Source organism: Microlunatus flavus (assembly GCF_900110855.1).
In the GTDB taxonomy this organism is placed as follows: Bacteria; Actinomycetota; Actinomycetes; order Propionibacteriales; family Propionibacteriaceae; genus Microlunatus; species Microlunatus flavus.
The window spans coordinates 418,461-442,460 of the sequence record NZ_FOFA01000002.1; the positions used below are offsets into that span (position 1 = coordinate 418,461).

General features: G+C 73.9%; 31 protein-coding genes and 1 tRNA gene. 20 read left to right on the top strand and 12 right to left on the bottom strand.

The features are described from left to right. Genes mmsB through BMY04_RS06335 form a run of 3 tightly spaced genes read left to right on the top strand, consistent with a single transcriptional unit; the run spans position 1 to position 3,866 of the window. Positions 1–1,245, top strand: coding sequence for a multiple monosaccharide ABC transporter permease (gene mmsB / locus BMY04_RS06325; RefSeq protein WP_091178556.1), 1,245 nt, complete (start codon positions 1–3; stop codon positions 1,243–1,245). A 57-nt stretch (positions 1,246–1,302) separates the two neighbouring features. After that, positions 1,303–2,883, top strand: coding sequence for a xylulokinase (locus BMY04_RS06330; protein WP_091178273.1), 1,581 nt, complete (start codon positions 1,303–1,305; stop codon positions 2,881–2,883). Positions 2,884–2,888: 5 nt separating this feature from the next. Then, positions 2,889–3,866 (top strand): serine hydrolase domain-containing protein, encoded by a 978-nt coding sequence (locus BMY04_RS06335; protein ID WP_170854021.1) that lies wholly within the window; start codon positions 2,889–2,891, stop codon positions 3,864–3,866. Here BMY04_RS06335 and BMY04_RS06340 read toward each other — a convergent pair. Next, positions 3,863–4,378, bottom strand: coding sequence for a TetR/AcrR family transcriptional regulator (locus BMY04_RS06340; protein ID WP_269766204.1), 516 nt, complete (start codon positions 4,376–4,378; stop codon positions 3,863–3,865). The two genes, BMY04_RS06335 and BMY04_RS06340, sit on opposite strands and share 4 nt — an antisense overlap. Positions 4,379–4,423: 45 nt before the next feature. On the opposite strand from BMY04_RS06340, the gene BMY04_RS06345 reads away from it, so the two are divergent. Continuing rightward, positions 4,424–5,251, top strand: coding sequence for a zinc-binding dehydrogenase (locus BMY04_RS06345; protein WP_232506142.1), 828 nt, complete (start codon positions 4,424–4,426; stop codon positions 5,249–5,251). A 9-nt stretch (positions 5,252–5,260) separates the two neighbouring features. Continuing rightward, the gene (locus BMY04_RS06350) at positions 5,261–5,671 is read left to right on the top strand and encodes a BLUF domain-containing protein (protein ID WP_091178274.1); all 411 of its coding nucleotides are present in this window, start codon (positions 5,261–5,263) and stop codon (positions 5,669–5,671) included. A 24-nt stretch (positions 5,672–5,695) separates the two neighbouring features. On the opposite strand, the gene BMY04_RS06355 is transcribed toward BMY04_RS06350, so the two are convergent. The 4 genes from BMY04_RS06355 to BMY04_RS06370 are packed head-to-tail and all read right to left on the bottom strand — an operon-like array spanning position 5,696 to position 8,562. Further along, positions 5,696–6,610 carry an aldose 1-epimerase family protein gene (locus tag BMY04_RS06355; RefSeq protein WP_091178275.1) on the bottom strand — a complete coding sequence of 305 codons (915 nt, stop codon included), beginning with the start codon at positions 6,608–6,610 and terminating at the stop codon, positions 5,696–5,698. Positions 6,611–6,635: 25 nt separating this feature from the next. Then, positions 6,636–7,022, bottom strand: a complete 387-nt coding sequence (locus BMY04_RS06360) for a DUF3037 domain-containing protein (RefSeq protein WP_091178276.1) — start codon at positions 7,020–7,022, stop codon at positions 6,636–6,638. After that, positions 7,019–7,816, bottom strand: coding sequence for a HipA family kinase (locus tag BMY04_RS06365; protein WP_091178277.1), 798 nt, complete (start codon positions 7,814–7,816; stop codon positions 7,019–7,021). Before BMY04_RS06365 ends, BMY04_RS06360 begins: the two co-directional genes overlap by 4 nt. Continuing rightward, positions 7,813–8,562: an NAD-dependent epimerase/dehydratase family protein gene (locus BMY04_RS06370; RefSeq protein WP_170854022.1), complete on the bottom strand. Its 750-nt coding sequence runs from the start codon at positions 8,560–8,562 to the stop codon at positions 7,813–7,815. Before BMY04_RS06370 ends, BMY04_RS06365 begins: the two co-directional genes overlap by 4 nt. A gap of 151 nt (positions 8,563–8,713) precedes the next feature. Here BMY04_RS06370 and rplU point away from each other — a divergent pair, with 151 nt between their 5' ends. From rplU to BMY04_RS06415, 9 genes are all read left to right on the top strand, one after another. Beyond that, positions 8,714–9,022 carry a 50S ribosomal protein L21 gene (rplU, locus tag BMY04_RS06375; protein WP_091073213.1) on the top strand — a complete coding sequence of 103 codons (309 nt, stop codon included), beginning with the start codon at positions 8,714–8,716 and terminating at the stop codon, positions 9,020–9,022. A 9-nt stretch (positions 9,023–9,031) separates the two neighbouring features. Next, positions 9,032–9,313: a 50S ribosomal protein L27 gene (gene rpmA, locus BMY04_RS06380; RefSeq protein WP_091178279.1), complete on the top strand. Its 282-nt coding sequence runs from the start codon at positions 9,032–9,034 to the stop codon at positions 9,311–9,313. A gap of 134 nt (positions 9,314–9,447) precedes the next feature. Then, positions 9,448–10,947, top strand: a complete 1,500-nt coding sequence (gene obgE, locus BMY04_RS06385) for a GTPase ObgE (protein ID WP_091178280.1) — start codon at positions 9,448–9,450, stop codon at positions 10,945–10,947. After that, positions 10,931–12,076, top strand: a complete 1,146-nt coding sequence (gene proB, locus BMY04_RS06390) for a glutamate 5-kinase (RefSeq protein WP_091178559.1) — start codon at positions 10,931–10,933, stop codon at positions 12,074–12,076. Before obgE ends, proB begins: the two co-directional genes overlap by 17 nt. Positions 12,077–12,211: 135 nt before the next feature. Continuing rightward, complete coding sequence (locus BMY04_RS06395; RefSeq protein ID WP_232506143.1) at positions 12,212–12,706, top strand: methylated-DNA--[protein]-cysteine S-methyltransferase; 495 nt, start codon at positions 12,212–12,214, stop codon at positions 12,704–12,706. 22 nt (positions 12,707–12,728) lie between these two features. Further along, positions 12,729–13,238, top strand: a complete 510-nt coding sequence (locus BMY04_RS06400) for a hemerythrin domain-containing protein (RefSeq protein ID WP_091178282.1) — start codon at positions 12,729–12,731, stop codon at positions 13,236–13,238. Between the two features lie 66 nt (positions 13,239–13,304). Continuing rightward, positions 13,305–14,405 (top strand): alpha/beta fold hydrolase, encoded by a 1,101-nt coding sequence (locus tag BMY04_RS23510; RefSeq protein WP_091178283.1) that lies wholly within the window; start codon positions 13,305–13,307, stop codon positions 14,403–14,405. 98 nt (positions 14,406–14,503) lie between these two features. Further along, positions 14,504–15,358: a class I SAM-dependent methyltransferase gene (locus BMY04_RS06410; RefSeq protein ID WP_091178284.1), complete on the top strand. Its 855-nt coding sequence runs from the start codon at positions 14,504–14,506 to the stop codon at positions 15,356–15,358. A 40-nt stretch (positions 15,359–15,398) separates the two neighbouring features. Further along, entirely contained in the window at positions 15,399–16,649 is a 1,251-nt protein-coding gene (locus BMY04_RS06415) for a glutamate-5-semialdehyde dehydrogenase (RefSeq protein ID WP_091178285.1), read from the top strand. A 1-nt stretch (position 16,650) separates the two neighbouring features. Here the strand turns inward: BMY04_RS06415 and BMY04_RS06420 are convergent, their stop codons facing one another. Both BMY04_RS06420 and BMY04_RS06425 read right to left on the bottom strand, forming a co-directional pair. Beyond that, the gene (locus BMY04_RS06420) at positions 16,651–17,235 is read right to left on the bottom strand and encodes a TetR/AcrR family transcriptional regulator (protein ID WP_198409963.1); all 585 of its coding nucleotides are present in this window, start codon (positions 17,233–17,235) and stop codon (positions 16,651–16,653) included. Beyond that, positions 17,228–18,070 carry an alpha/beta fold hydrolase gene (locus tag BMY04_RS06425; RefSeq protein ID WP_091178287.1) on the bottom strand — a complete coding sequence of 281 codons (843 nt, stop codon included), beginning with the start codon at positions 18,068–18,070 and terminating at the stop codon, positions 17,228–17,230. The genes BMY04_RS06420 and BMY04_RS06425 overlap by 8 nt, the downstream gene beginning before the upstream one ends. A 160-nt stretch (positions 18,071–18,230) precedes the next feature. Between BMY04_RS06425 and BMY04_RS22670 the strand changes: the two genes are divergently transcribed. From BMY04_RS22670 to BMY04_RS06450, 6 genes are all read left to right on the top strand, one after another. Further along, positions 18,231–18,371, top strand: a complete 141-nt coding sequence (locus BMY04_RS22670; RefSeq protein ID WP_170854023.1) for a hypothetical protein — start codon at positions 18,231–18,233, stop codon at positions 18,369–18,371. A gap of 62 nt (positions 18,372–18,433) precedes the next feature. Further along, a complete protein-coding gene (nadD, locus tag BMY04_RS06430; protein WP_091178288.1) occupies positions 18,434–19,111 on the top strand; it encodes a nicotinate-nucleotide adenylyltransferase in 678 nt (225 codons plus the stop codon). Positions 19,112–19,214: 103 nt separating this feature from the next. Beyond that, positions 19,215–19,583, top strand: a complete 369-nt coding sequence (rsfS, locus tag BMY04_RS06435) for a ribosome silencing factor (protein ID WP_091178289.1) — start codon at positions 19,215–19,217, stop codon at positions 19,581–19,583. After that, positions 19,580–20,218 (top strand): histidine phosphatase family protein, encoded by a 639-nt coding sequence (locus BMY04_RS06440; protein ID WP_091178290.1) that lies wholly within the window; start codon positions 19,580–19,582, stop codon positions 20,216–20,218. The genes rsfS and BMY04_RS06440 overlap by 4 nt, the downstream gene beginning before the upstream one ends. A 72-nt stretch (positions 20,219–20,290) precedes the next feature. Next, positions 20,291–20,363: transfer RNA gene (locus tag BMY04_RS06445), tRNA-Ala, on the top strand. Positions 20,364–20,469: 106 nt separating this feature from the next. Then, the gene (locus BMY04_RS06450; protein ID WP_091178291.1) at positions 20,470–20,856 is read left to right on the top strand and encodes a Rid family detoxifying hydrolase; all 387 of its coding nucleotides are present in this window, start codon (positions 20,470–20,472) and stop codon (positions 20,854–20,856) included. Positions 20,857–20,882: 26 nt separating this feature from the next. Here the strand turns inward: BMY04_RS06450 and BMY04_RS06455 are convergent, their stop codons facing one another. The 5 genes from BMY04_RS06455 to BMY04_RS06480 form a co-directional block, all read right to left on the bottom strand. Next, positions 20,883–21,311: a hypothetical protein gene (locus BMY04_RS06455; protein WP_091178292.1), complete on the bottom strand. Its 429-nt coding sequence runs from the start codon at positions 21,309–21,311 to the stop codon at positions 20,883–20,885. Positions 21,312–21,462: 151 nt separating this feature from the next. Then, complete coding sequence (locus BMY04_RS06460; protein WP_091178293.1) at positions 21,463–22,077, bottom strand: MarR family winged helix-turn-helix transcriptional regulator; 615 nt, start codon at positions 22,075–22,077, stop codon at positions 21,463–21,465. A gap of 356 nt (positions 22,078–22,433) precedes the next feature. Continuing rightward, positions 22,434–23,054, bottom strand: coding sequence for an ADP-ribosyltransferase family protein (locus BMY04_RS06470; protein ID WP_139209774.1), 621 nt, complete (start codon positions 23,052–23,054; stop codon positions 22,434–22,436). A gap of 397 nt (positions 23,055–23,451) precedes the next feature. Continuing rightward, positions 23,452–23,688, bottom strand: a complete 237-nt coding sequence (locus BMY04_RS06475) for a hypothetical protein (protein WP_091178296.1) — start codon at positions 23,686–23,688, stop codon at positions 23,452–23,454. Positions 23,689–23,738: 50 nt separating this feature from the next. Continuing rightward, on the bottom strand, positions 23,739–23,999 hold the full coding sequence (locus BMY04_RS06480; RefSeq protein ID WP_091178297.1) for a hypothetical protein: 261 nt from the start codon (positions 23,997–23,999) through the stop codon (positions 23,739–23,741). Between the last annotated feature and the right edge of the window lies 1 nt (position 24,000).

Genomic DNA, 24,000 nt, shown 5'->3' on the forward strand with positions numbered 1-24,000 from the left:
ATGTCCGCGTCCACGCAGACCATCAGCGAGCCGACGCCGGTCGTCCCGCCGAACCCCGAGCCCGGGGGCGGCGGCCTCGGCGCCCTGCTGTCCGGCCGCCTCCGCCAGGTCGGCATCTTCCTGGCGCTGATCGCGATCGTGATCCTGTTCCAGGTGCTGACCGGCGGCACGCTGCTCACGCCGCGCAACGTCACCAGCATCGTCGGGCAGAACGCCTACGTGCTGATCCTCGCGATCGGCATGGTGATGATCATCATCGCCGGCCACATCGACCTCTCGGTCGGCTCCGTGGTGGCCTTCGTCGGCGCGATCAGCGGCATCATGATCGTCCAGTGGGGCTGGCCCTGGTGGCTCGGCGTCATCGCCGCGATCCTGGTCGGCGGGGTGATCGGCGCCTGGCAGGGCTTCTGGATCGCCTACGTCGGGATCCCGGCCTTCATCGTCACGCTGGCCGGCATGCTGACCTTCCGCGGCCTGACCCAGATGGTGCTGCACAACGTCCCGATCACGCCGTTCCCGGACGCGTACGTCGCCATCGGCTCGGGCTACCTGCCCGACCTGGGCGGCGGCAAGACGACCTTCGAGCCGCTGACGCTGGTGCTCGGGATCCTGGCCACGATCGGGCTCGTCGGCACCCAGGTCCGCGAGCGGTCCAAGCGGGTCAAGCTCGGCCTCGAGGACGAGCCGCGCTCGTGGTTCCTCGCGCAGGCCGTGTTCACCGCCGTCTTCATCCTGGCGATCACCTTCACCCTCGCCAGCTACCGCGGCACCCCGATCGTGCTGGTGATCCTGGCCGCGCTGATCCTGATCTACTCCACGGTGATGCACCAGTTCGTCTTCGGGCGCCACATCTACGCCCGTGGCGGCAACCTGCACGCCGCCCAGCTGTCCGGCGTCGACACCAAGAAGGTCGACTTCGCGCTGTTCGTGAACATGGGCCTGCTGGCCGGCATCGCCGGCATCGCCTTCACCGCGCGCAGCAACTCCGCGCTGCCCGGCGCGGGCACCGGCTTCGAGCTCGACGCCATCGCGGCCGCCTTCATCGGTGGCGCCGCGGTGACCGGCGGCATCGGCACGGTCACGGGTGCGATCATCGGTGGCCTGATCATGGGCGTGCTCAACAACGGCATGTCGCTGCTCGGCCTCGGCACCGAGGTCCAGTCCTTCATCAAGGGCTTCGTCCTGCTGCTCGCCGTCGCGTTCGACATCTTCAACAAGCGGCGGGCCGCGAACGCGTCGAAGTAGGCCGCCACGGGGCGGGACGCGGGGCAGAGCAGGCAGAAGACGACGGAGGAGTGGTTCGTGACCATCGACCTGGACCGGTGCGCGCTCGGCGTGGAGCTCGGCTCGACGAGGATCAAGGCGGTCCTCGTCGACCACGACCACGCCCCGGTCGCGGTCGGTGGTCACGACTGGGAGAACTCCTTCACCGACCGCCTCTGGACCTACCCGCTCGAGTCGGCGTGGGAGGGCCTGCAGGCGGCGTTCGTCGAGCTGTCGGCCGACCTCGAGCAGCAGCACGGCGTACGGCTGGACCGGGTCGGGGCCCTCGGGGTCTCGGCGATGATGCACGGCTACCTGGCCTTCGACGCCGACGGCGAGCTGCTCGTGCCCTTCCGGACGTGGCGCAACACCAACACCGGACCGGCCACCGAGCAGCTGAGCGAGCGGTTCGGGACGAACATCCCGCACCGCTGGTCGGTGGCGCACCTCTACCAGGCGCTGCTCGACCACGAGGAGCACGTCGGCCGGGTCGCCTTCGTCACCACCCTGGCCGGCTACGTGCACTGGCGCCTGACCGGGGAGAAGGTCATCGGCGTCGGCGACGCGAGCGGCATGTTCCCGATCGACGCCGAGACCCACGGCTACGACGAGCGGATGCTGGCGCAGTTCGACGAGCTGGCCGGCCCGCTCGGGCTGGCGACGCCGCTGGTCGAGCTGCTGCCGCGGGTGCTCGGCGCCGGCGAGGACGCGGGCCGGCTGACCGAGGACGGGGCCGCCCGGCTCGACCCCGGCGGCGCGCTGGGCGCGGGCGCGCCGCTCTGCCCGCCCGAGGGCGACGCCGGCACCGGCATGGTGGCGACGAACTCGGTCGCCGCGCGCACGGGCAACGTCAGCGCCGGCACCAGCATCTTCGCGATGGTCGTGCTCGACCGGGCGCTCCGCCGCCCGCACCGCGAGCTCGACCTCGTCACCACGCCCGCCGGCGACCCGGTGGCGATGGTGCACTGCAACAACGGGGCCAGCGAGCTGGCGGCCTGGGTGTCGTTGTTCGGCGAGTTCGCCCGCGCGGCCGGCGTGGAGGTGTCGACGCAGACCGCGTACGAGGCGGCGTTCGGCGCGGCCCTCGACGGCGAGCCCGACGGCGGCGGCCTGGTCGCCTTCAACTACCTGGCCGGCGAGCCCATCACCGACACCGAGGAGGGCCGTCCGCTGTTCGTGCGGACGCCGGGCAGCAGCCTGCGCCTCGGGACCTTCATGCGGACGCAGCTCTACAGCGCGTTCGCGACGCTGCGGGTCGGCATGGACGTGCTGCAGACCGACGAGGACGTGGCGATCGACGCGATGTTCGCGCACGGCGGCGTGTTCAAGACCGCCGGTGTCGCGCAGCGCTTCCTGGCCGCGGCCGTGCGCGTCCCCGTGGCCGTGGGCGACGTGGCGGGGGAGGGCGGTGCCTGGGGCATCGCCGTGCTCGCCGCGTACCTCGTCCGCCGGAGCGAGGGCCAGAGCCTGGCCGACTACCTCGACTCGGTGGTCTTCGCCGACGCCACCTTGAGCACCGTCGACCCGGACGAGGGCGACGTGGCCGGCTTCGACGCGTTCATGGAGCGCTGGACCGGCGCCCTCGACGTGCAGCGCGCCGCCGTCGAGCACCTGCGCTGAGCCCCGTGGTGACGGCCCCCTGGTCGGGCTCCGCCCTCGTCGAGCGGGCCGGGACGGTCGTCGACGAGCTCGCCGAGGGCTTCGTCGACGAGGCCACCGGGACTCGCTGGTCGGCGCGGACCCGCAGCCAGGCGAGCTCGATCAGCAAGCAGGTGGTGGCGGTCGTCGCCCTCGCCCTCGCCGACCGCGGCGACGTCGACCTGCACGCGCCGGTCGGGCGCGTGCTGCCCTCCGCCCCGTCGGCCTGGGCCCCGATGACGCTGCACCACCTCCTCACCCACACCTCCGGCGTCGGCCACTGGTCCGAGCTCGGCCTCGCGCCGCTCACCGGCGACCCGCCGTCGCCCGGGGACCTGGTCGACCTCGTGCTCCGGACGCCCCTGGTCGGCGCGCCCGGCGGACGGTGGCTCTACAGCAGTCCCGGCTACGCCGTCGCGGCGCTCCTCCTCGAGTCGGCGACGCAGGCGACGTACGCCGCGCTGGCGACCGAGCTGGCCCTCGCGCCCGCGGGCCTGCGGAGCACCACGACGGGCGTCTTCGGCCTCGGCGCGGACCAGCCCTCGAGTCGCGCGGTCGCGCACGGCCACCACGAGGGCCGGCCCGTGCACGTGGCGCCCGGACTGGCCGCCCTGCCCGGGACCGGGGACCTCTGGACGACCACCGAGGACCTCGTCGCGTGGAGCCGGGCGCTGGGCGACGGCGCCGTGCTGCGTGAGCCCGAGCGGCTCTGGGCACGCCGCGCCGAGCTGCCCCCGGACCTGTCCGCCGGCTCGGTCGTGGGGGAGGCGTACGGCTACGGGACGTTCAGCGGAACGGTCCTGGGCCGCCCGGCCTGGTTCGTGCCCGGCGACAACCCCGGGTACGCGTCCCTGCTCGCCCGGATGACCGGTGACGCGACCACGATCGCGGTCCTGGCCGACGACGACGCCGCCGGGACCGGGCCCGCGCTGGCCCGGCTGGCCCCGTCGTCCAACCGCGGCTAGCGCGGCCTGCGCAGCCCGTCGGCGAGGACGTCCAGCAGCCGCGTGGCCATCGCCTCGTGCTCCGGGGCCCGCGCGACGGTGAAGATCCCGACGAGCGCGGCCGCGACGTCCTCCGGCCCGACGTCGTCGCGCAGCTCGCCGGCCCGGCGCCCGGCGCGGAGGAGGTCGTCGACGGCGGTCAGCAGCTCGCCGCGCGTGTGCGCGTGGGCGAGCTCGCCCGACTCGACCATCGTGAGCAGCCTGGCCAGCATGCCCTGCTTGGTCGCGACCCAGCGGCCGAACAGGTCCATCCAGCGGCGAAGCGCCTCGGTCGGCGGGAGGCGCTCGAGAAGCTCGGCGGCGCCGGTGGTCAGGCGTTCGACCTGGTCGCGGTAGACGGCGTCGACGAGCGACTCCCGGGTGGGGAAGTGCCGGTAGAGCGTGGCGATGCCGACCCCGGCCTCCTGCGCGATCGCGCGCATGGAGGGTTCGGTGGCCGAGGACGCGAAGAGGCGGGTGGCGACGGCCAGCAGCTGCTCGCGGTTGCGGGTCGCGTCGGCCCTGCGGGCCTGAACCCGATGGACTGGTTCATGACGGCCGACGCGGCGACCGCCGCGCGCTTCGGGCTCGCCCTGCCCTGCGGGTTCGGCACGGACTACGCCGGGACGGTCGACCAGGTCGGCGCGGGGGTCACGGGCTTCGCGGTCGGGGACCGGGTGTTCGGCGGTGCCCTCTCGCGGGCCGTGGCCGACCACGTGGTCGTGGAGGCGGAGGGCAGCATCGCGGTGGGCGGGGACGCGCACCGCACGCCGGACGGCGTCGACGACCGCACGGCCGCGGTGCTCAGCATCGCGGGCTGCACGGCGGCGGCGGCCCTGGCGGTCGTCCGCCCGGGAGCGGGCGACACGCTGCTCGTCGGGGGTGCCGGCGGCGGCGTCGGCGTGTTCGTCGTCCAGCTCGCCCGGCTGGCGGGCGCGCGGGTGATCGGCACCGGCTCGGCGGCCTCGGCCGACGCGCTGGCCGAGCTCGGCGCCGAGCCGGTGACGTACGGGGAGGGCCTGGCCGAACGGGTGCGGGCCCTCGTCCCGGACGGCGTCACCGCGGCCGTCGACCTCTACGGGACGGAGGTGGTGCAGGCGGCTCGGGCGCTCGGCGTGCCGGACGCACGCATCACGACCATCGCTGCGGCGGTCGACGGCATCACCCCGGCCAACGGCGCGAACGCCGCACCCGGCGCCCTCGAGGAGATCCCGCGCACGTGGCCGCGGGACGCCTCGTCGTCCCGCTCGCCGCGACCTTCGGGATCGAGCACGTGCGCGCCGCCGTCGAGCTCCAGGCGGGCCGGCACGTCCGCGGGAAGGTCGTCGTCGACCTCTAGCCGGTGCGGTCCGCCGTGCGCGTCGTAGGATCTCGCGGTGCTGTACTCGCTGGCCTACGAGAGCCAGGCCTCCGTCCCGTTCACCGAGTCCGACCTGCTGGACCTGCTCGCCCGCAGCCGGGCCAACAACGCCCGTCTCGACGTCACCGGCATCCTGCTGTACCGCCAGGGCACCTTCCTGCAGGTCCTCGAGGGTGCCCGCGACCAGGTCGAAGGCCTCTACGCCACGATCTCGGCCGACTCGCGGCACCACGCGGTGGACACGGTGCTCGTCGAGGACCGGGCATCGCGCCGCTTCCCGGAGTGGACGATGGGCTTCGCCGACGTCGACGGCCACCTCGGCGACGTGGACGGCTTCAACGACGTGCTGAGCTCCGTGCAGGGGCCGGACGGCGAGGACAGCCCGCAGTTCCGCGAGCTCCTCGCGCTCTTCGGCAACGAGGACTGACCGCGACCCTCCGCTCCTGCCGGGTCAGCCGGCGCTGATCGTCCAGGACGCGGTGTGCTCGGCCCCGGGCTCGAGCACGACGACGTCCTGACCGGTGCGGAACGCGTCCGGCGGGCAGGTCATCGGTTCGACCGCCAGGCCGGCGCGGTCCAGCTCGGGCTCCGGCCGGTCGGCGGTGTGCACCTGCACCCAGTCGAGCTCGGTGCCCCACGTCATCTCGACCGCGAAGCCGTCGGGCGCCTCGAGCCGGACGCGTGCCGTGCCGTCCGCCTCGCGGACCAGGCCGGTGAAGGCGTGGTCGACCTTGGCGGCGCCGATGGGGGTGGGCCGGCGGAAGTCGGGCCACGGCGCCTCGGCCGCCGCCCGCTCGCCGAACGGCAGCAGCCGCTCGCCCTCGGTCTCGACCCAGCGGTCCGCCGGCAGGGTCAGCGTGCAGTCGTCCAGCCGGGCCCCGCCCGCGGTCAGGTAGGGGTGGGCCGAGGTGCCGTACGGGGCGCGGTCGAACAGGCTCCGGGCCGTGACCGTCGTGGTGAGCCCCGCCTCGCCGAGGTCGTACGTGACCTCGACGAGCAGGCGGTGCGGGTAGCCGGCGCTCGGCGCCAGCTCGGTGCGCAGGACGGCCCGCGTCTCGTCGGACCCGACGACCTCCCAGTCGGTCCAGACGAGCAGCCCGTGCAGCGCGTGCCCGCGCTCGGGTTCGGTCAGGGCCAGCTGCTGCTCGACGTCGTCGAAGACGTAGCGGCCGTCGACGACCCGGTTGGGCCACGGGGCGAGCACCGCGCCCCGGTACGCCGGGCGGAGCCGGTCGGCCTCGAACCCGACGACCAGCGGGCGGCCGTCGTGCTCGAGCGAGCGGAGGCTGGCGCCGACAGAGACGATCGAGGCGGTGTAGCGGCCGGCGGACAGCCGGACCTCGTGGCCGGTCAGGGGGTGCGTCACGCGCCCCAGCCTCGCACCCGTGCGCTCAGACCGGGGGAGCGACCAGCCGCGTGAGGAGCTGGGCCAGCGTCTGCTCCGGGTCGCTGGTGAGCCCCGCGTGCACCGGCGAGGGCTGGACGACCGTGCTCCGCGGGGCCGTGAGCATGCCGAAGCGGACGGCGAGCCCCTCGTTCTCCCGCGCGGAGCCGACCGGCGTCCGGGCGGCGACGACGACCGCCTCGGCCGCGGTGCGGACCGCGTCGAGGTCGACGTCGGGGGCGAGGGCGCGCAGCCGGACCGGGTCGACGACCACGGCGGCGTGCAGGAAGTCCAGCGCCTGGCAGTAGAGGACGAGCCCCACGTTGACGAACTCGCCGCGGTCGACCCGCGGCACGGCCCGCAGCACCGCGTAGACGAAGGCGTGGCGGGTCACGGGAGCCACCGCTCGGCCTGCGCGAGGCGCGCCAGCAGGTAGTCGACGTACGCGGCCCGCGCGGCCGGGGCGTCGGGCGGGGCCAGCGGGTCGGGCCGGGTCGGGTCGGGCAGGAGCCAGGCGTCCGGGACCAGGTCGAGCACGTCGGCGAGGAGGCCTTCGTCCACCTGGCCCGCCAGCTCCTCGTGGACGGAGCGCGGGTCGCCGACGGGGGCCAGGACGTGGTCGTCGTAGCGGTACGCCGACGTCGCGAACGCCTCCGGCCGCCCCCACGCGTGGTGGAAGCGCAGGCAGGCCCCGTGGTCGATCGCCCAGAGGTTCTTGTGCCAGACCAGCAGGTTCGTGTTCCGGGCGCTGCGGTCGACGTTCGCCACGAACGCGTCGAGCCAGACGATCCGCGCGGCCTGGCCGGCGTCGACGTCGAAGCTCGCGTCGTAGCCGACGGAGCCGGGCAGGAAGTCGACGGCCAGGTTGAGCCCGGCGCTGGCCGTGACGAGCTCCTGGACCTCCTCGTCGGGCTCGCGCCGCCCCAGCTCGGCGTCGACCTCGATGAGCGCGAGGTCGGGGATGTCGACGCCGAGGGTGCGCCCGAGCTCGCCGACCACGATCTCGGCGACGAGCGCCTTGGGGCCCTGGCCGGCCGCCGTGAACTTCACGACGTACGTCCCGAGGTCGTCGGCCTCGACGAGCCCGGGCAGCGAGCCGCCCTCGCGCAGCGCGGTCAGGTAGGCCGTGGCGTGCACGACCGGGAGGCCGAAGGTGTCCGACCCCGTCGGCGGGCCGGGGTCGCTCATGCGTCCACCGCCCACGCGTCGTCGACCGGCGCGTAGCCGAGGGTGGCGCGGGTCTCCTCGAGGTCGGCGGCGAGGTGGGTGTTCGCCGAGACGCCGTTGGCCACGACGAACCCCAGCGCGGTGGCGGGCAGCTCGGCCTCGACCGCCGCCCGGACCAGCTCGGCGGCGTCGCGCCCGCTCAGCCACGCGGTGCGCTCCAGCGGGTCCCCGTCGTGGGCCGGCCGGTCGAGGTGGAAGTAGCCGATCCGCAGCGCGACGACGCTCGTGGCGGTGGTGGCGCCGGTCATCGCGCCGATCGCCTCGCTCCACGCCTTGCTCGCGCCGTAGAGGTTCGCCGGGCGGGGCCGGTCGCCGGTGCGGCGCTGCACCTGCGGCGGCATCCCCGAGACCGCGTGCAGGCTGCTGGCCAGGACGAGCCGGCGCACCCCCGCCTCCGCGGCGGCGCGCGCCACCGCGTACGGCCCGACCAGGTTGGGGGAGAGCAGGTCGTCGAACGTCGCGTCCGGAGACGGGTCGGCCGCGAGGTGCACGACGGCGTCCGCCCCGGCGAAGGCGGCACGGCAGGCGTCGAGGTCGCTGACGTCGAGCTCGTCGACGTCCGCGGTGGCCTGCCGGTCGGTCGGCGTCAGGTCCCAGCGCCCGGCCAGGTGCTCGGCGACCGTGCGCCCGATCCGTCCCGAGGCGCCGGTCAGCACGACCCGGCGGGCGCTCCGCGCCGGTCCGGGGGACGCGGTCTGGTCTGGCATGCTGGACACCGTAGTGCCCGGCGTTTGACCCTTCTTGGACGCGGCACGTAACCTTGACCCTCGGTGCGCGCACATAGGCGCACCTCGGCACGTGCCCGTCGCTCGACGCGGTCGTGCGCACCACCAAGACATATAGGGAAGTGGGTCAGGCGTGTACGCGATCGTGCGTAGTGGCGGCCGCCAGCACAAGGTCGCCGTCGGCGACGTCCTCGAGATCGACCGCGTGCACAGCGCGGCCGGTGCCTCGGTGGCGTTGACGCCGCTCCTGCTGGTCGACGGCAGCTCGGTGACCTCGGACGCCTCGGCGCTCGCCAACGCCTCGGTGACCGCCGAGGTCGTGGCCGAGACCAAGGGTCCGAAGATCCGGATCATGAAGTTCAAGAACAAGACCGGCTACCGCAAGCGCCAGGGGCACCGTCAGAAGTACACCCAGGTCCGCGTCACCGGTATCGAGAGCTGAGGCAGGCAGATGGCACACAAGAAGGGCGCGAGCTCGACCCGCAACGGTCGTGACTCCAACTCCCAGCGGCTCGGCGTCAAGCGCTTCGGCGGGCAGCTCGTCAACGCCGGCGAGATCATCATCCGCCAGCGCGGCACGCACTTCCACCCCGGCGAGGGCGTCGGTCGCGGCGGGGACGACACCCTGTTCGCGCTGGTCCCGGGCCACGTGGAGTTCGGCACCCGCCGCGGGCGTCGCGTGATCAACATCGCTCCGGTCCAGGTCGCCGCCCCCGAGGTCGCCGCGGTCTGACCGCTCCGCAGCAACGTGTCGAGAGGGTGGCCCTTCCGGGGCCGCCCTCTCGTCGTTTCTCGGCGCACACCGCTCCCGGCCCCGCAGGCCGTCTCCACCCGCAAGCCCGTCCCTCCTGAGAGGAGGCGCCCGTCATGGCCATCCCCAGCTTCGTCGACCAGGTCACGCTGCACACCTTCGGCGGCAACGGCGGTCACGGCTGCGCCTCCGTGCACCGCGAGAAGTTCAAGCCGCTCGGCGGCCCCGACGGCGGCAACGGCGGCAACGGCGGCTCGGTGATCCTCCGGGTCGACCCGGACGTCACCACGCTCGTCGACTACCACCGCCAGTCGTACCGCCGCGCCACCAGCGGCCAGCCCGGCCGCGGCGACCACCAGAACGGCTCGAACGGCGACGACGTCGTGCTCGGCGTGCCCGACGGCACCGTGGTTACCGACGCGGACACCGGCGAGCGGCTGGCCGACCTCACCGGGCCTGCGACCGAGCTGGTCGTGGCGCAGGGCGGACGCGGCGGGCTCGGGAACGCCGCGCTGGCCTCCTCCAGCCGCAAGGCCCCCGGCTTCGCGCTGCTCGGCGAGGACGGCCAGGAGCGCACGGTCACCCTCGAGCTCAAGGTCGTCGCCGACGTCGGGCTCGTCGGCTACCCGAGCGCCGGCAAGTCCTCGCTCGTCGCCTCGATCTCGCGGGCCCGCCCCAAGATCGCCGACTACCCGTTCACGACGCTCGTGCCCAACCTCGGCGTCGTCGTCGCCGGTGAGACCACCTTCACCGTCGCCGACGTGCCCGGCCTCATCGAGGGCGCCAGCGAGGGCCGCGGCCTCGGCCACGACTTCCTGCGCCACGTCGAGCGCTGCGCCGCCCTGGTGCACGTCGTCGACTGCGCCACCTTCGAGCCCGGCCGCGACCCGGTGTCCGACCTCGACGTCATCGAGGGCGAGCTCACCGCGCACGGCGGCCTGGAGGACCGGCCGCGCCTCGTCGCGCTCAACAAGGTCGACGTCCCCGACGCCGCCGAGCTGGCCGAGATCGCGCGAGCCGACATCGAGGCCCGCGGCTACCGCGTCTTCGGGATCTCGACCAAGACCGGCGAGGGCCTGCGCGCGCTCACGTACGCCATGGCCGACCTGGTCGCCCAGCGCCGCGCCTCGCTGCCGGCCCCGGAGCCGCGCCGGATCGTGCTCCGGCCGGAGCCCGTCCGCGGCGGCGGCGCCCCCTTCACGATCGCGCGCGAGAACGACCTGTGGCGCGTCCACGGGGAGAAGCCCGAGCGCTGGGTGCGCCAGACCGACTTCGGCAACCCCGAGGCCGTCGGCTACCTCGCCGACCGGCTCAACCGGATCGGCGTCGAGGACAAGCTCCTCGCCCTCGGTGCCCGGGCCGGCGACGGCGTGGCCATCGGCGGTGCGGCCGACGGGACCGGCGCGGTCGTCTTCGACTTCGCCCCGCAGGTCGACGTGGGCGCCGAGATCCTGAGCCGGCGCGGCGAGGACGACCGGCTCGAGCCGAGCCAGCGCCCGGCCGTCGCGCGGCGCCGTGAGCTCGACCGGGAGTACCAGGAGGCCCGTGAGGCCGAGGAGGCCGCGGGTGTGCGCGAGCGCCACCACGGGGGGCACCACGGTGGTCGCCACCGCTGAGGCGGACCGCGACGACGAGCGCGGGGTGGTCGCGGCCGCGCACCGCGTCGTCGTCAAGGTCGGCTCCTCCTCGCTGACCACCCCGACCGGGGGCATCGACCCGGACCGGATCGGTGCCCTGGTGGACGCCCTGGTCGCCGTACGGCTGGCCGGGCGCGAGGTCGTGCTCGTGTCCTCGGGCGCCATCGCCGCGGGGCTCGCCCCGCTCGGCATGCGGACCCGTCCGCGCGACCTGGCCAACCAGCAGGCCGCGGCGTCGGTCGGGCAGAGCCTGCTCATGGAGCACTACGGGCGGCTGTTCGCCCGGGCCGGGCTCGGCGTCGGCCAGGTGCTGCTCACCGTCGACGACGTCACCCGGCGCGGCAACTACCGCAACGCGTTCCGGACGTTCGGGCGGCTGCTCGAGCTGGGCGTCGTGCCCGTCGTCAACGAGAACGACACGGTCGCCACGCAGGAGATCCGCTTCGGCGACAACGACCGCCTCGCCGCCCTCGTGGCGCACCTCGTGCACGCCGACGCGCTCGTGCTGCTCAGCGACGTCGACGCCCTGTGGACCGCGCACCCGGCGACGCCCGGCGCCGAGCGCATCGACGTCGTCTCCGGCCGGGGCGACCTGGCCGGGGTCGACGTGACCCGGCGCGGTTCCGCGGTCGGGACCGGGGGCATGCAGACCAAGATCGAGGCCGCGGGGATCGCCACCTCGGCGGGGATCCCCGTCGTGCTGACCTCGGCCCCGCACGCCGGCGAGGCGCTGGCGGGACGCGCGGTCGGCACGCTGTTCACCCCGACCGGCAAGCGCCGCCCGACGCGGCTGCTGTGGCTGCGCCACGCCAGCGAGACCAAGGGCCGCCTCGTCCTCGACGCCGGGGCCGTGCGCGCGGTCGTGCAGCGCAAGGCCTCCCTGCTGCCCGCCGGCATCACCGCCGTCGAGGGCACCTTCGCCGCCGGCGAACCGGTCGACCTGGTCGGTCCCGACGACGTCGTCGTGGCCCGCGGCCTCGTGGCGTACGACTCCGACGAGCTCCCCGGCCTCCTCGGCCGCACGACCCAGGACCTGACGGCGGAGCGCGGTTCCGGCTACGACCGCACGGTCGTGCACCGGGATGCGCTGGTGGTGCTGTCCGACTGAGCCCCCGGCCGTCCGACCGGCACGACCCGGCCCGCTCCTGCTGACCACTGGTCACGTGCGGGCCGCGACACGCCGGCGGGACGCCCACCGGTGACCAGTGGTCGCACGGGGGCGGGGCACGGGAGGATGGGTGGCGTGAACCCGCTGTTCCACGACGCGTACGACACCCAGGTCGGCGTCGTCGGCATCCTCGCCGGGCCCGCCGGGCTGCGCCGGCTCGGGTGGGGCCTGGAGCAGGGCGACGCGTCGCGCGACCCCGACGAGACGGTGCAGCTGGTGCTCGGGCAGCTGCGCGAGTACTTCGCGGGCCAGCGCGGCGACTTCGACCTGCCGCTCGACCTGCCGCCGCTCGAGCCGACCACGCTCGCGGTGCTCATGGCCCTGCGAGAGTTGCGCTGCGGGGAGACGGTCACGTACGCGGGGCTGGCCCGGCGCAGCGGCACCGGCGTGCCGGCCCGCGCGATCGGCTCGATCATGGCCGCGAACCCCGTGCCCCTCGTCATCCCCTGCCACCGCGTCGTCGCCGCGGACGGCCTCGGCGGCTTCTCCGGCGGAGAGCCGGGCCACGAGCTCGAGACGAAGCGGTGGCTCCTCGAGCACGAGGGAGCCCTGCCCCCGGTCCTCGTCTGAGGCGCCTCCTAGGCTGCAGGGCGTGGACATCTGCGAGCTGATCCTGTCCGACCACCACGAGCAGCGGCGCATGTTCGCGATGCTCGACGACGTGGCCAAGGACGACACCCGCACCCTCGGCGTGCTGTGGAAGCGCCTCTCGACCATGCTCGAGGTGCACGCGCAGGGCGAGGAGGAGCTCTTCTACCCCGAGCTGCTCAAGCTGGGGGAGCGGCTGCACACCGACGCCGAGGTCGAGGAGACCGAGGACGCGATCGGCGACCACAACGACATCCGCGACGGCATCCTCGCCGCGCAGCAGGCCGACGTCGGCAGCGACGCGTGGTGGAAGGGCGTGAACGACGCCCGTGAGGCCAACGACGAGCACATGGGCGAGGAGGAGCACGAGGGCCTCAAGGACTTCCGCGAGCACGTCGACCTCGAGACCCGGCACCGCATCGGGCTGGCCTTCGCCGCGTACGAGGCCGAGCACGTCGACGGCGTGCCGATCGTGGACAAGGACCCCGAGCAGTACGTGCGCGACAACGGCTGACCGGAGCCCGCGAGCGGGCCGATTCGTACTGGTGACGGCGGTCCTGCCCGCCTAGCATGCGGGGGCATGGGGTCGGTCGCGACGCGGACGGTGCAGGAGGTCCGCTTCGCACGCTCCGCCGACGGCGTCCAGATCGCGTACGCGGTCCACGGCTCCGGCCCGCCGCTGCTCGTCGACTCCTGCTGGCTGAGCCACCTGCAGTTCGACTGGCAGAGCCCGGTGTGGCGCCACTACCTGGTGGAGCTGGGCCGCATCGCCACGGTGGTGCGGTTCGACGAGCGCGGCCACGGGCTGTCCGACCGCGGGGTCAGCGACCACAGCCTCGAGTCCCGGGTGGCCGACCTGGAGGCCGTCGCCGACCACGCGGGGCTGGACCGGTTCGCCGTGCTGGCGATGGCCCAGGGCGGGCCGGTCGCGATCGAGTACACGGCGCGCCACCCGGAGCGGGTCAGCCGGCTCGCCTTCTACGGCAGCTACGCCGGTGCGCGGTCCGAGGCGGCGACCGCGGAGGACCTCGAGCTCGACGCGGCGTTCACGGCGCTGATCAGGGTGGGCTGGGACCGGCCGACGCCGGAGTTCCGGCGGGTGTTCACCAGCCTGATGATCCCCGGCGGCACGGAGGAGCAGATGCGCTGGATCGACGACCTGCAGCGCCGGGCCGTCGACGCCGACACCGCCGTCGTGGCCCGCCACCAGCGGCAGGTGACCGACGCCAGCGCGCGGATGGCCGAGCTCGACCTGCCGGTCCTCGTCATGCACAGCCTGGGCGACCAGATGAACCCCTTCGCCTACAGCCGTCACCTCGCCACCGGCATCCGGGGCGCGCGCCTGGTCGCGCTGCCGAGCGACAACCACATCGTCCTGGCCGACGAGCCGGCCTGGCCGGTGCTGCTCGGCGAGCTGACGCGGTTCCTCGCCCCCGAGCGGGAGCAGGCCCCTGCCGTGGTCGCTCCCGACGGCCCGGACCTCGCCCAGGTGCTGTCGCCCCGCGAGCTCGACGTGCTGCGCCTGGCCGCCCGCGGGTGCGACAACGACGCGATCGGCGCCGAGCTGTTCCTCTCGGTGCGCACCGTGGAGCGGCACCTGCAGAACGCCTACGCCAAGCTCGGCCTCCGGGGCCGTGCCGCGCGCACCGCGGCCGTCGCGCGGCTGCTCGCCCGCACCTGACGCGTACGCGCCAGCCGACACCTGGCTCGTACGCGCAGCCCGGAGATGCGCGTCGGCGCCGATGCCGGAGGTGCCTCGCGGTCCCTAGCGTCGCCGACATGACCGACACCACCATCAGCACCACATCCACCACCACCCCCGACACCCGTTCCGAGCAGGACCGGGCGCTCAAGGCCAAGCACGCGGCCCTGTGGGCCAGCGGCGACTACCCGGCCGTCGCCGACGAGGTCGTCGGCGGGCTGGGCGCCGTTCTCGTCGAGGCGCTCGACGTCCGACCCGGTCAGCGCGTCCTCGACGTCGCCGCCGGCACGGGCACCTCGGCCGTCCCCGCCGCCCGCCGCGGCGCGGACGTCACCGCCACCGACCTGACGCCGGAGCTCCTCGAGGTGGGCCGTGCGACGGCGCCGCAGGACCTGCCGATCACGTGGCGGGTCGCCGACGCCGAGGCGCTGCCCTGCGAGGACGGCGAGTACGACGTGGTCATGTCCTGCATCGGCGTGATGTTCGCGCCGCACCACCAGCAGGCCGCCGACGAGCTGCTGCGGGTCTGCCGCAGCGGCGGCTCGGTCGGGGTGCTCAGCTGGACGCCGGAGGGGTTCATCGGCCAGCTCTTCGCGACCATGAAGCCGTACGCCCCGCCGCCGCCTCCCGGTGCCTCGCCCGCGCCGCTGTGGGGCCGGGTCGACCACGTGCGGGAGCTGTTCGGCGACCGCGTGCGGGACCTGGCGGCGCGCCAGCAGACGCTGCGGACCGAGCGGTTCGGCACCGGTGCGGCGTTCCGTGACTTCATGAAGCGCAACTACGGCCCGACCATCGCCGTCTACCGGTTCCTCGGCGAGGACGGCGCCCGGGTCGCCGCGCTCGACGAGGAGATGGCCGCGCTGGGCGACCGGTTCCTCACCGACGGGGTCATGGAGTGGGAGTACCTGCTCGTGACGGCGCAGCGGGTCTGAGGCCGGGCGCGGGCGGGGCCTGCTCCACTACCGTGGGCGCATGAGCGAGCACACGGGCGTACGGGAGCAGGCCCTCGCGGCGCGGACGGCGTCGCAGATCCTCGCCACGGCCACCCGGGCCCAGAAGGACGCGGCCCTGCACGCCATGGCGGACGCCCTGACCAAGGCCGAGACCGCCGTCCTCGAGGCCAACGCCGCCGACGTCGCCCGGGCCGAGGAGGCGGGCACGGCGGCCTCGCTCGTCGACCGTCTGCGGCTGACCCCGGACCGCGTGGCCGGCATGGTCGACGGCCTGCGCGACGTGGCCGCCCTGCCCGACCCGGTCGGCGACGTCGTCCGCGGGTGGACCAACCCCAACGGCGTGCAGGTCCGGCAGGTGCGCGTGCCGTTCGGCGTCGTGGGCATCGTCTACGAGGCTCGGCCGAACGTTACCGCCGACGCCGCAGGGCTCTGCCTCAAGTCCGGCAACGCCGTGCTGCTGCGCGGCTCGTCCTCGGCCGCGTCGTCGAACGCGGCGGTCGTCGAGGCGCTGCGCGACGGGCTGGCCGACGCCGGGCTGCCCGTGGACGCCGTCCAGCTCGTCCCCGGGCCGCGCGAGGTGACCGACGAGCTCATGGGCGCTCGCGGCCTCGTCGACGTGCTGATCCCGCGCGGGGGCGCCGGCCTCATCGACCACGTGGTGCGCCACAGCCTGGTCCCCGTCATCGAGACCGGTGTGGGCAACTGCCACCTCTACGTCGACGCGAGCGCCGACCCGGCGATGGCGCTGGCGATCCTGCTCAACGCCAAGACGCAGCGGCCGTCGGTGTGCAACGCGGTCGAGACGCTGCTCGTCCACGCGGACGCCGCACCGCGCTTCCTGCCCGACGCGCTCACCGCGCTCGCGCAGGCGGGCGTCACCGTGCACGGCGACGGCGCCACGGCGGCGTACGGCCCGGGCGTCGTCCCGGCGACGCCGGAGGACTGGGACACCGAGTACCTCTCGCTCGACCTCGCGGCCCGCGTCGTGACCTCGCTCGACGAGGCGGTCGCGCACATCCGCGACCACTCGACCGGGCACAGCGAGACGATCGTCACCGACTCGGAGTCGGCGGCGCAGCGCTTCACGGCGCAGGTCGACGCGGCCGCGGTCCTGGTCAACGCGTCGAGCCGGTTCGTCGACGGGGGAGAGCTGGGCTTCGGGGCCGAGATCGGCATCTCCACGCAGAAGCTGCACGCCCGCGGGCCGATGGGCCTGCCCGAGATGACGTCGACCAAGTACCTGATCACCGGCTCCGGCCAGGTCCGCTGAGTCAGGCGTCCGCCGGGGCGCCTGCGACCCTCAGCGCCCGGTCGGTGTGGTCGACGAGCCACTCGAAGCTCGCGTCCACGTCGGTGGCGTACTGGAAGCCGTCGGCCGCCTGGATGGAGGCGAAGCCGTGCAGCAGGCTCCGCACGGTTCGCAGGGCGTGGACGGCGTCCGCCGGAGGAATGCGGTACGCCCGCAGGACCGCCTCCAGCACCGCCTGCTGGCGCTGCCGCGCCTCGCCGAGCGGGTCGTCGCCGGCCGCGAAGGGCGCCAGCCCGGTCCCGACGAGGTATCGGCCGGGGTGCTCGACCGCATACGCGCGGAACGCCCGCATGACGGCCGCGAGCGCCTCGCGCCCGGCCAGGCCCTGGACCGCCGTGCCCATCCGCTCGGTGGCCTCCGTGAGCGCCAGCGTCGCGATCCGCCGTTCGAGGTCGTCCTGGCCGGTGACGTGCTTGTAGAGCGAGGGCGGTCGCACCCCGAGGCGCTGCGCGAGCAGGCCCATCGTGAGGTTCGCGGCTCCGACCTCGTCGGCGAGGGCGGCGCCCGCCGCCACCACCTTGGCCGTGTCGAGCCCCGCCCTAGGCACGGGTGGCCGACGCCAGGAAGTCGAGCACCAGCCGCGCGGTCTCCTCGGGCGCCTGCACGTGGGGGTAGTGCCCGGCCCCGTCGACCACCGCGAGGCGGCCCAGCCCGGACGGCAGCGCAGCCACGACCGCGCGGCCCTCGGCCTCGGGGTCGCCCCAGTCCGGGTCCAGCGACCCCTGCACCACGAGCACGGGGCAGGCGACGTCCCCGAGGCGGGCGCCCGCGTCGGCCGCGCTGGTCCTCCCCATCTGCTGCAGGACCTTCATCCGGCCGGGTTCGCGCAGCATTGCCCGGATCGCTGCGAGGCGTGCCGTCCAGTCCGCCGGCTTGGCGCCGGGGTAGGCGACGTCTAGGTAGCGCTCCCAGGCCCGCCCGCTGCCGAAGAGGCCCGCCGCCAGCAGCGCGAGGGCACCCCGACGGAACCGGGACGAGCGCAGCTCGGCGAGGCCGACCGGCGGCTTGCGGGTGAAGGGCGCGAGCTCCACGAGCGCGGTGACGCTCGACGGCGAGTCCGCCGCGGCGATCGTGACCGCCCCGCCCGCGATCGAGTGCCCGACCAGCACGGCCGGTCCACCCAGGTGCCCGACCAGGGCGAGCAGGTCGCCGGCGATGGCGGTGCGCGAGTAGGAGGGCCAGCCGACGCTGGACGCGCCGCACCCACGCAGGTCCACCGCCGCGACCCGGTAGCCCGCCTCCACCAGCCGCGGCGCCAGGAAGCGGTACGCCTCACGGCTGTCGCCCATCCCGTGGGCCAGCACGACGAGGGGACCGTCGTCGCCGGCGACCTCGTACGCCAGGGTGCCGCCGGGGACCTGCAGGAACTCGCTAGTGCTCATAGCCGCGAAGCTAACAGTCGTAGCCAAGGGTGTCAACGACGATCCCGGAGCTCTCGTGGAGTTAGACAAGAATCGAAGACTTGTTCACATGTGTGGACACAGCTGTGGACGCAGGGGCGACGCGCGCGGCCTCCCGGGCGGCACCGGCTAGAGTGCGGGCATGGACTTCGGGCTGGCTCTCCTCGAGACCGAGCGCGAGCTGCCGATCCCCGCGTGGGGCTTCGGTCTGATCGCCTTCGTGATCCTGCACGCGTTGCTGTTCATCACGATCGCGGTCGGCAAGGGTCGCCCGCACAGCTGAGCGGAGCCGATCCTGACGACCCGGCCGACGACGGCCGCCACGCCTCGCACGTCCGCGCCGGCATGACCGTACGGTCGCCCTCGGACCACGTCGCGTCGACGGGGCTCGCCCGGCAGCCGGGCAGCAACGGCAAGCGCCACCGCCTCGGCGTGATGGGCGGGACCTTCGACCCCATCCACCACGGTCACCTCGTCGCCGCGAGCGAGGTCGCCGGCCGCTTCGCGCTCGACGAGGTCGTCTTCGTCCCCACCGGGCAGCCGTGGCAGAAGGCCGACCGCGACGTCTCCGCCGCAGAGGACCGCTACTTGATGACGGTCATCGCGACGGCGTCCAACCCGCGCTTCAGCGTCAGCCGCGTCGACATCGAGCGGCCGGGGGACACCTACACGTACGACACGCTGCGCGACATCCGCGAGGAGCGCGGCGACGACGTCGACCTGTACTTCATCACCGGCGCCGACGCGCTCGACCAGATCCTCACCTGGCGCAACGCCGACCAGCTCTTCGACCTCGCCCACTTCGTCGGCTGCACGCGACCCGGGGTCGAGATCGACACCCCGAACATCGCGCAGCTGCCGAAGGAGCGCGTCACCCTGCTGGAGATCCCGGCGCTGTCGATCTCGTCCACCGCCTGCCGCCGGCGCGTGGCCGAGCTCGACCCCGTCTGGTACCTCGTGCCGGACGGGGTGGTGCAGTACATCGCCAAGCGCGGCCTCTACCTCACCCCCGAGTCGCTGTGACCCTCCCCGCCGCCCGGGCGCCGGGGTTGGGAGGACCTGGCATCCTTGACCGGTTGTGCCTGCTCCCCGGGAGTGGCAGCACCCCCGGACGAGGAAGGACCCCATGACCGCCACCGAGCACGCGCTCGAGCTCACCCGCGTCGCCGCCGAGGCCGCGGCCGACAAGCTCGGCACCGACATCGTCGCCTTCGACGTGTCCGACCAGCTCGCGATCACCGACGTGTTCCTGGTGATCACCGCCACGAACGAGCGCCAGGTCGGCGCCATCGTCGACGGCGTCGAGGAGGCCCTGCGCGGCCTGGGCGAGAAGCCCGTGCGCCGCGAGGGCGACCGCGAGCAGCGCTGGGTGCTGCTCGACTACCTCGACCTCGTCGTCCACATCCAGCACACCGACGAGCGCCGCTTCTACGCCCTCGAGCGGCTCTGGCAGGACACGCCGGAGATCCGTCTGGGCCTCGACGTCCGCCGGTGACGGCGGACCGCCTCGTCCTGTGGCGGCACGGCCAGACCGACTGGAACACCTCCGGACGGTTCCAGGGCCAGGCCGACATCCCGCTCAACGCCGTCGGGCTCGACCAGGCGCGTGACGCGGCCCGCGTCCTCGCGACTCTCGAGCCGGCGCAGCTGTGGTCGAGCGACCTCACCCGTACGCGGCAGACGTCCGCGGCGCTCACCGAGGTCACCGGCCTGGAGCCGCGCCTCGACGAGCGCCTGCGCGAGGTGAACGTCGGGACCTGGGAGGGCCTGCGCGGTCCCGAGATCGACGCCGTCGAGCCGGAGGCCTGGGCCGCGCTGCGCCGGGGCGAGGACGTCCGGCGCTCGCCGACGGGCGAGACGGTCTCCGAGGTGGGGGAGCGCGTCGCCCGCGCCCTCGCCGAGATCGCCGAGCAGGCGCCCGACGGCGCGACCGTGGTCGTCACGACCCACGGGCTCGCCGGGCGTGCCGGGCTGTGCCGGCTGCTGGGGCTGCCCTTCGACCTGTGGCGCACGTTCGGGAGCCTGGACAACTGCGCGTGGTCGGTCCTGCACCGCCACCGCGCCGGCGGCTACTGGCGGGTCGCCGAGCACAACGTCCGCCCGCTGGCCGTCCGGGAGACGATTTCGTGAGGCCGCACCGGACTTGGTAGTCTTCTCGGGTTGTCGCGGAGGGGCCCACCGGCCCGGACCGCACACCCGCGAGGGGCTTTGGCGCAGTTGGTAGCGCGCTTCCATGGCATGGAAGAGGTCAGGGGTTCGAATCCCCTAAGCTCCACCTTCAAGCACTTCCCGGCGATCCGGCCGGCCACGGGGCACCGTGTCGCTCAGCCCGGTTCGCGCGCCGCCGAGACGGCAGCACCCCCCTGGACCAGGAGACGTCGATGTCGTCGACCCCCGCTGCCCCGCCTGGCGGACCCGAGCCGCTCGGCCCCTACAGCCCATCGGTCCTGGCGCGCGGCGAGCTGACCTTCGTCTCCGGGCAGACCCCGGTCGATCCCACGACCGGGCGGCTGGTCGAGGGAGATTTCGCCCGGCAGGTGGAGCAGGCGTTCGCGAACGTCTCGGCCGTCCTGGCCACCACGGGCCTGGCCCTCGACCAGGTCGTCAAGGTCACCGTCTTCCTGCGCAGCATGGACGACTTCGCCGCCCTGAACGCCGCGTACGAACGCGTCTTCACCCCGCCGTACCCGGCCCGGACGACGGTGGCCGTCGCCGGCCTGCCCCTCGACGCACGCGTCGAGATCGAGGTCTTCGCCGCGCGCGGCTGAGGCCGACGCCGGACGCGTGGGCCAGACTAGCGTCCGAGCTCTTCCTCGAGCTCGTGGCGGTTGAGCCGGGTCGGGTGGAAGGCGTGCAGGTCGACGAGGACGGGTGCGTCGGCGACGGCCGCGCCGCCTGCGTCGACCCACTCGACGAGATCACCGGTGCAGGCCTCGTCGAGGACGCCGCCGACCCAGACGGGTGCGGCGCCGCGAGCGCGTCCGGCCGAGCCCGGGACGACCACGACCACGTTGGAGTGCTCGCAGGCGTCGAGGCACCCGCTGCTGACGACCCGGGCCCGCGTGATGTCGACCTCGCCGCTGATGCGGCGCAGCTGGTCGCGGTGGTCGACGCCGGGGTGCTTGGTCCGGTTGCCGCAGTCGCCTCCACGGCAGACGACGACGGTCTGCCGTTCGTCGACGCCGACCTCACGGGGCCGGCGGCGGCTCTGACGTCGGGTCACGGCGCGATCCTCCCTGGTCGTGGGCGCGCCATGCGGCTGCGGCGCGGTGTCGGAGGTCGATCCTGCGTCAGGAACCGCCGGCTCGCGGGCCGGCAGGCTGGGGTGGACGGTCGCGCCGGACCTCCTGACCGGGGTGAGGTGGTCGACAAGGTCAGGCCGTGCCCGCCTCCTGGTACGGGTGCGCGGCCTGCAGCGTGCCGGTGAGGTCGTGGAGGGAGCCGCGGAGCTGCGCCACGTCGTCGGTCGACAGCCTGGTCTGGCAGCGGACCTCGTGCTGGGCGACGACGGCTCGTTCCTCGAGGAGCCGCCCACGGTCGGTCAGGGTGAGCCGGGTCGCGCCCCGCCGCAGCCGGCTGCCGTGGCGCATCACCAGCTCGGTCTCGACCAGGCGCTCGACGATCGGCGACAGGTCCCCGAGCGGCATCTGGGTGCGCGCGCTCACGTCGGCCACGCTGACGTCGTCGGCCTCCCACAGCGCCATCAGGACGACGTACTCGGGATAGGTCAGGCCGACTGCCTGCAGCAGCGGCCGGTACGCGCGGATGACGGCGTTCGTCGCCGCGTAGAGGGCGAAGCACAGCTGGTCGTCCAGACCGGGCGACTGCGCACGTCCGGGACGTGGCGTCGTCCCGCCGACCAGCAGGGGCGCCTGGCCGGGCTCCTGCGGCCCGAGCGGATCCGCCCGGAGGCCGCGGAGCCGGTGGGCGCCGCCCGGCGGCGGGACGGGGGCGGCGGCCGAGACCGCACGTCGGGGTCCTCGTCGCATGCTGCCTCCTGGAGATGTGGGTGTCCCCGGCACGGACGGGACCGCCCGCCGGGGTGCGCGCACCGGGGTGCGCCTGACCTGCCGATCGCGACGCCGCCGGTCCCCGTTACAGCCGGGCTTCCGCTGGCGTCGGCCCGGAACGTGAACGGCGTGGGAAGGGCTTGCGAGGTCAGTCGGATCGAGGGGTGACGGGTCCGTCCCCGTCCTCCCGATCCGCTCGCTGGTCGGCGAAGGGTGTGTCCTGCTTCCGCCTGGCCTCGTCGGAGTCGTTGAAGAGGGATGCCGCTTGCCGCGCCCTGTGGAAGGCGAGCATCCTGGCTATCAGTTCCTGGTCCGGCTCGAACTGAGCCGCTGCGTCATCCACGATCGACCACCTCCTCCATCAGGATCACTCGGTTGCCGTCGACGATGTCGTTGAACTGGACGAGAAACCTCGTCCCGGCATCGAACAGCACCTCGTGCTCCTTGCCTCCCGCGGCGGCGCCGTAGGTCGAGAACTCGGAGACGTCCTTGCCGGTCTTCGACTCGATGTAGAAGATCGTGTTTCCGGGAAAGGGTCGGGACGTGTCCGAACTGGTGAAGCCGGGCTCGCGCACGATCGACCCAGGGTCGTAGAACGCTACCTCTGCAGTGGCCAAATCGCGTCCGCGCACGACGGTTCCCCGGTGGTTCGGTAGCTTGGCGAGCGCCCGGCTGAGCGCAGCGCTCCTGATCATGATGTCGACGTCCAGCGGAGTTTGGCCCCTCAGCATCGGATTGATCTCCTCGAAACCGGCTCCCGTGTAGTCGGCGATGGCTGCGACGTCCTGGGGTTCGAGGCCGGACCTCGGCTGCGGCTCGGTGGTTGGCGACAGCGCGGCTCCACCCGCCGCGCCACCGACCGTTCGGCGCACAAAGCTCTCGCCCTGCCGGACCGCGTCCAGCAACGAACGCGCACTGTCGAGCATCGCCGACGCCGCACGATCGAGGTTCTGCACGACGTGGTCGGCCCCGGGTCCCGCGGCTGAGAGCCGAGCCGACTGCTGGATCTGCCCACTGAGCCTCCGAAGGAGCGAGGCGCGCTCCTGCAAGTGAGCGGCGAGGGTGGGGAGTGCTCGGAGGCTCTCGAGCAGAGCCTCGCAGAGTGCCTCTAGCTCCGACATCGTGTGCGAGCCCGATGCGGACGACCCCGCGCGGCTGTCCGCACCCGGCTGGATCCGTCGGAGCGGTCAGGTTGTGGTCGACGTGCAACCCGGGTGCACCCCACATGGTCGTACGGCGGGGTGCCGGAGGTCGTGACGGCCACGCTCGCCACCTGGCGCGGTCCTGCCGCGCAGCCGAGGCTGGTCGGTGGTGCGACGCCTCGCCCGAGCCCGAGCCTGTGCCTCCCCACGGCTACTGGCCCTGGTTTGCCGCTCGTGCGGCGTGTGCCGCGGCGCCGAGCGCCTCGATGGCCTTGTCGGCATCTCGCACACTCTCCTGCAACGTTCGGGTCAGTTCCTTGTCGATCGCCTGAGTGCTCCCGCCCACCACGGTCAGCACCTCGGCGGTCACGGCCTTGAACCGGGCTGTCGCCCCTTCCAGCATCGCCTGGGCGGCGCGAGCCTCGCGGGTCGCCTGCCCCAGGCTCATCGTGAGAGCTCTTCGAGACGCGGTGCCGTCAGCACCTGGCGCGCGGGTCATCAGAGGGACTGGCCGTACGCCGCGGCGACGCGAGCGGCCTGGTTCAGCGCCTCGACGGCGGCGTCGACCTTGCTCTGAGCGTCCTGGATGGCCTGGACGACCTCCTTGTCCTTGCTCTGAGCGCTACCGCCGATGGTGCTCTGGACCTGACCGGCGGCCTGCGAGAACTTCGCCTTGAAGGCCGACAGCTGGCCTCCGGTCGACTTCGCCTGCTGGGCGATGGATTCGATCTGGCCCTTGAGCTGACCGAGCTGAGACATC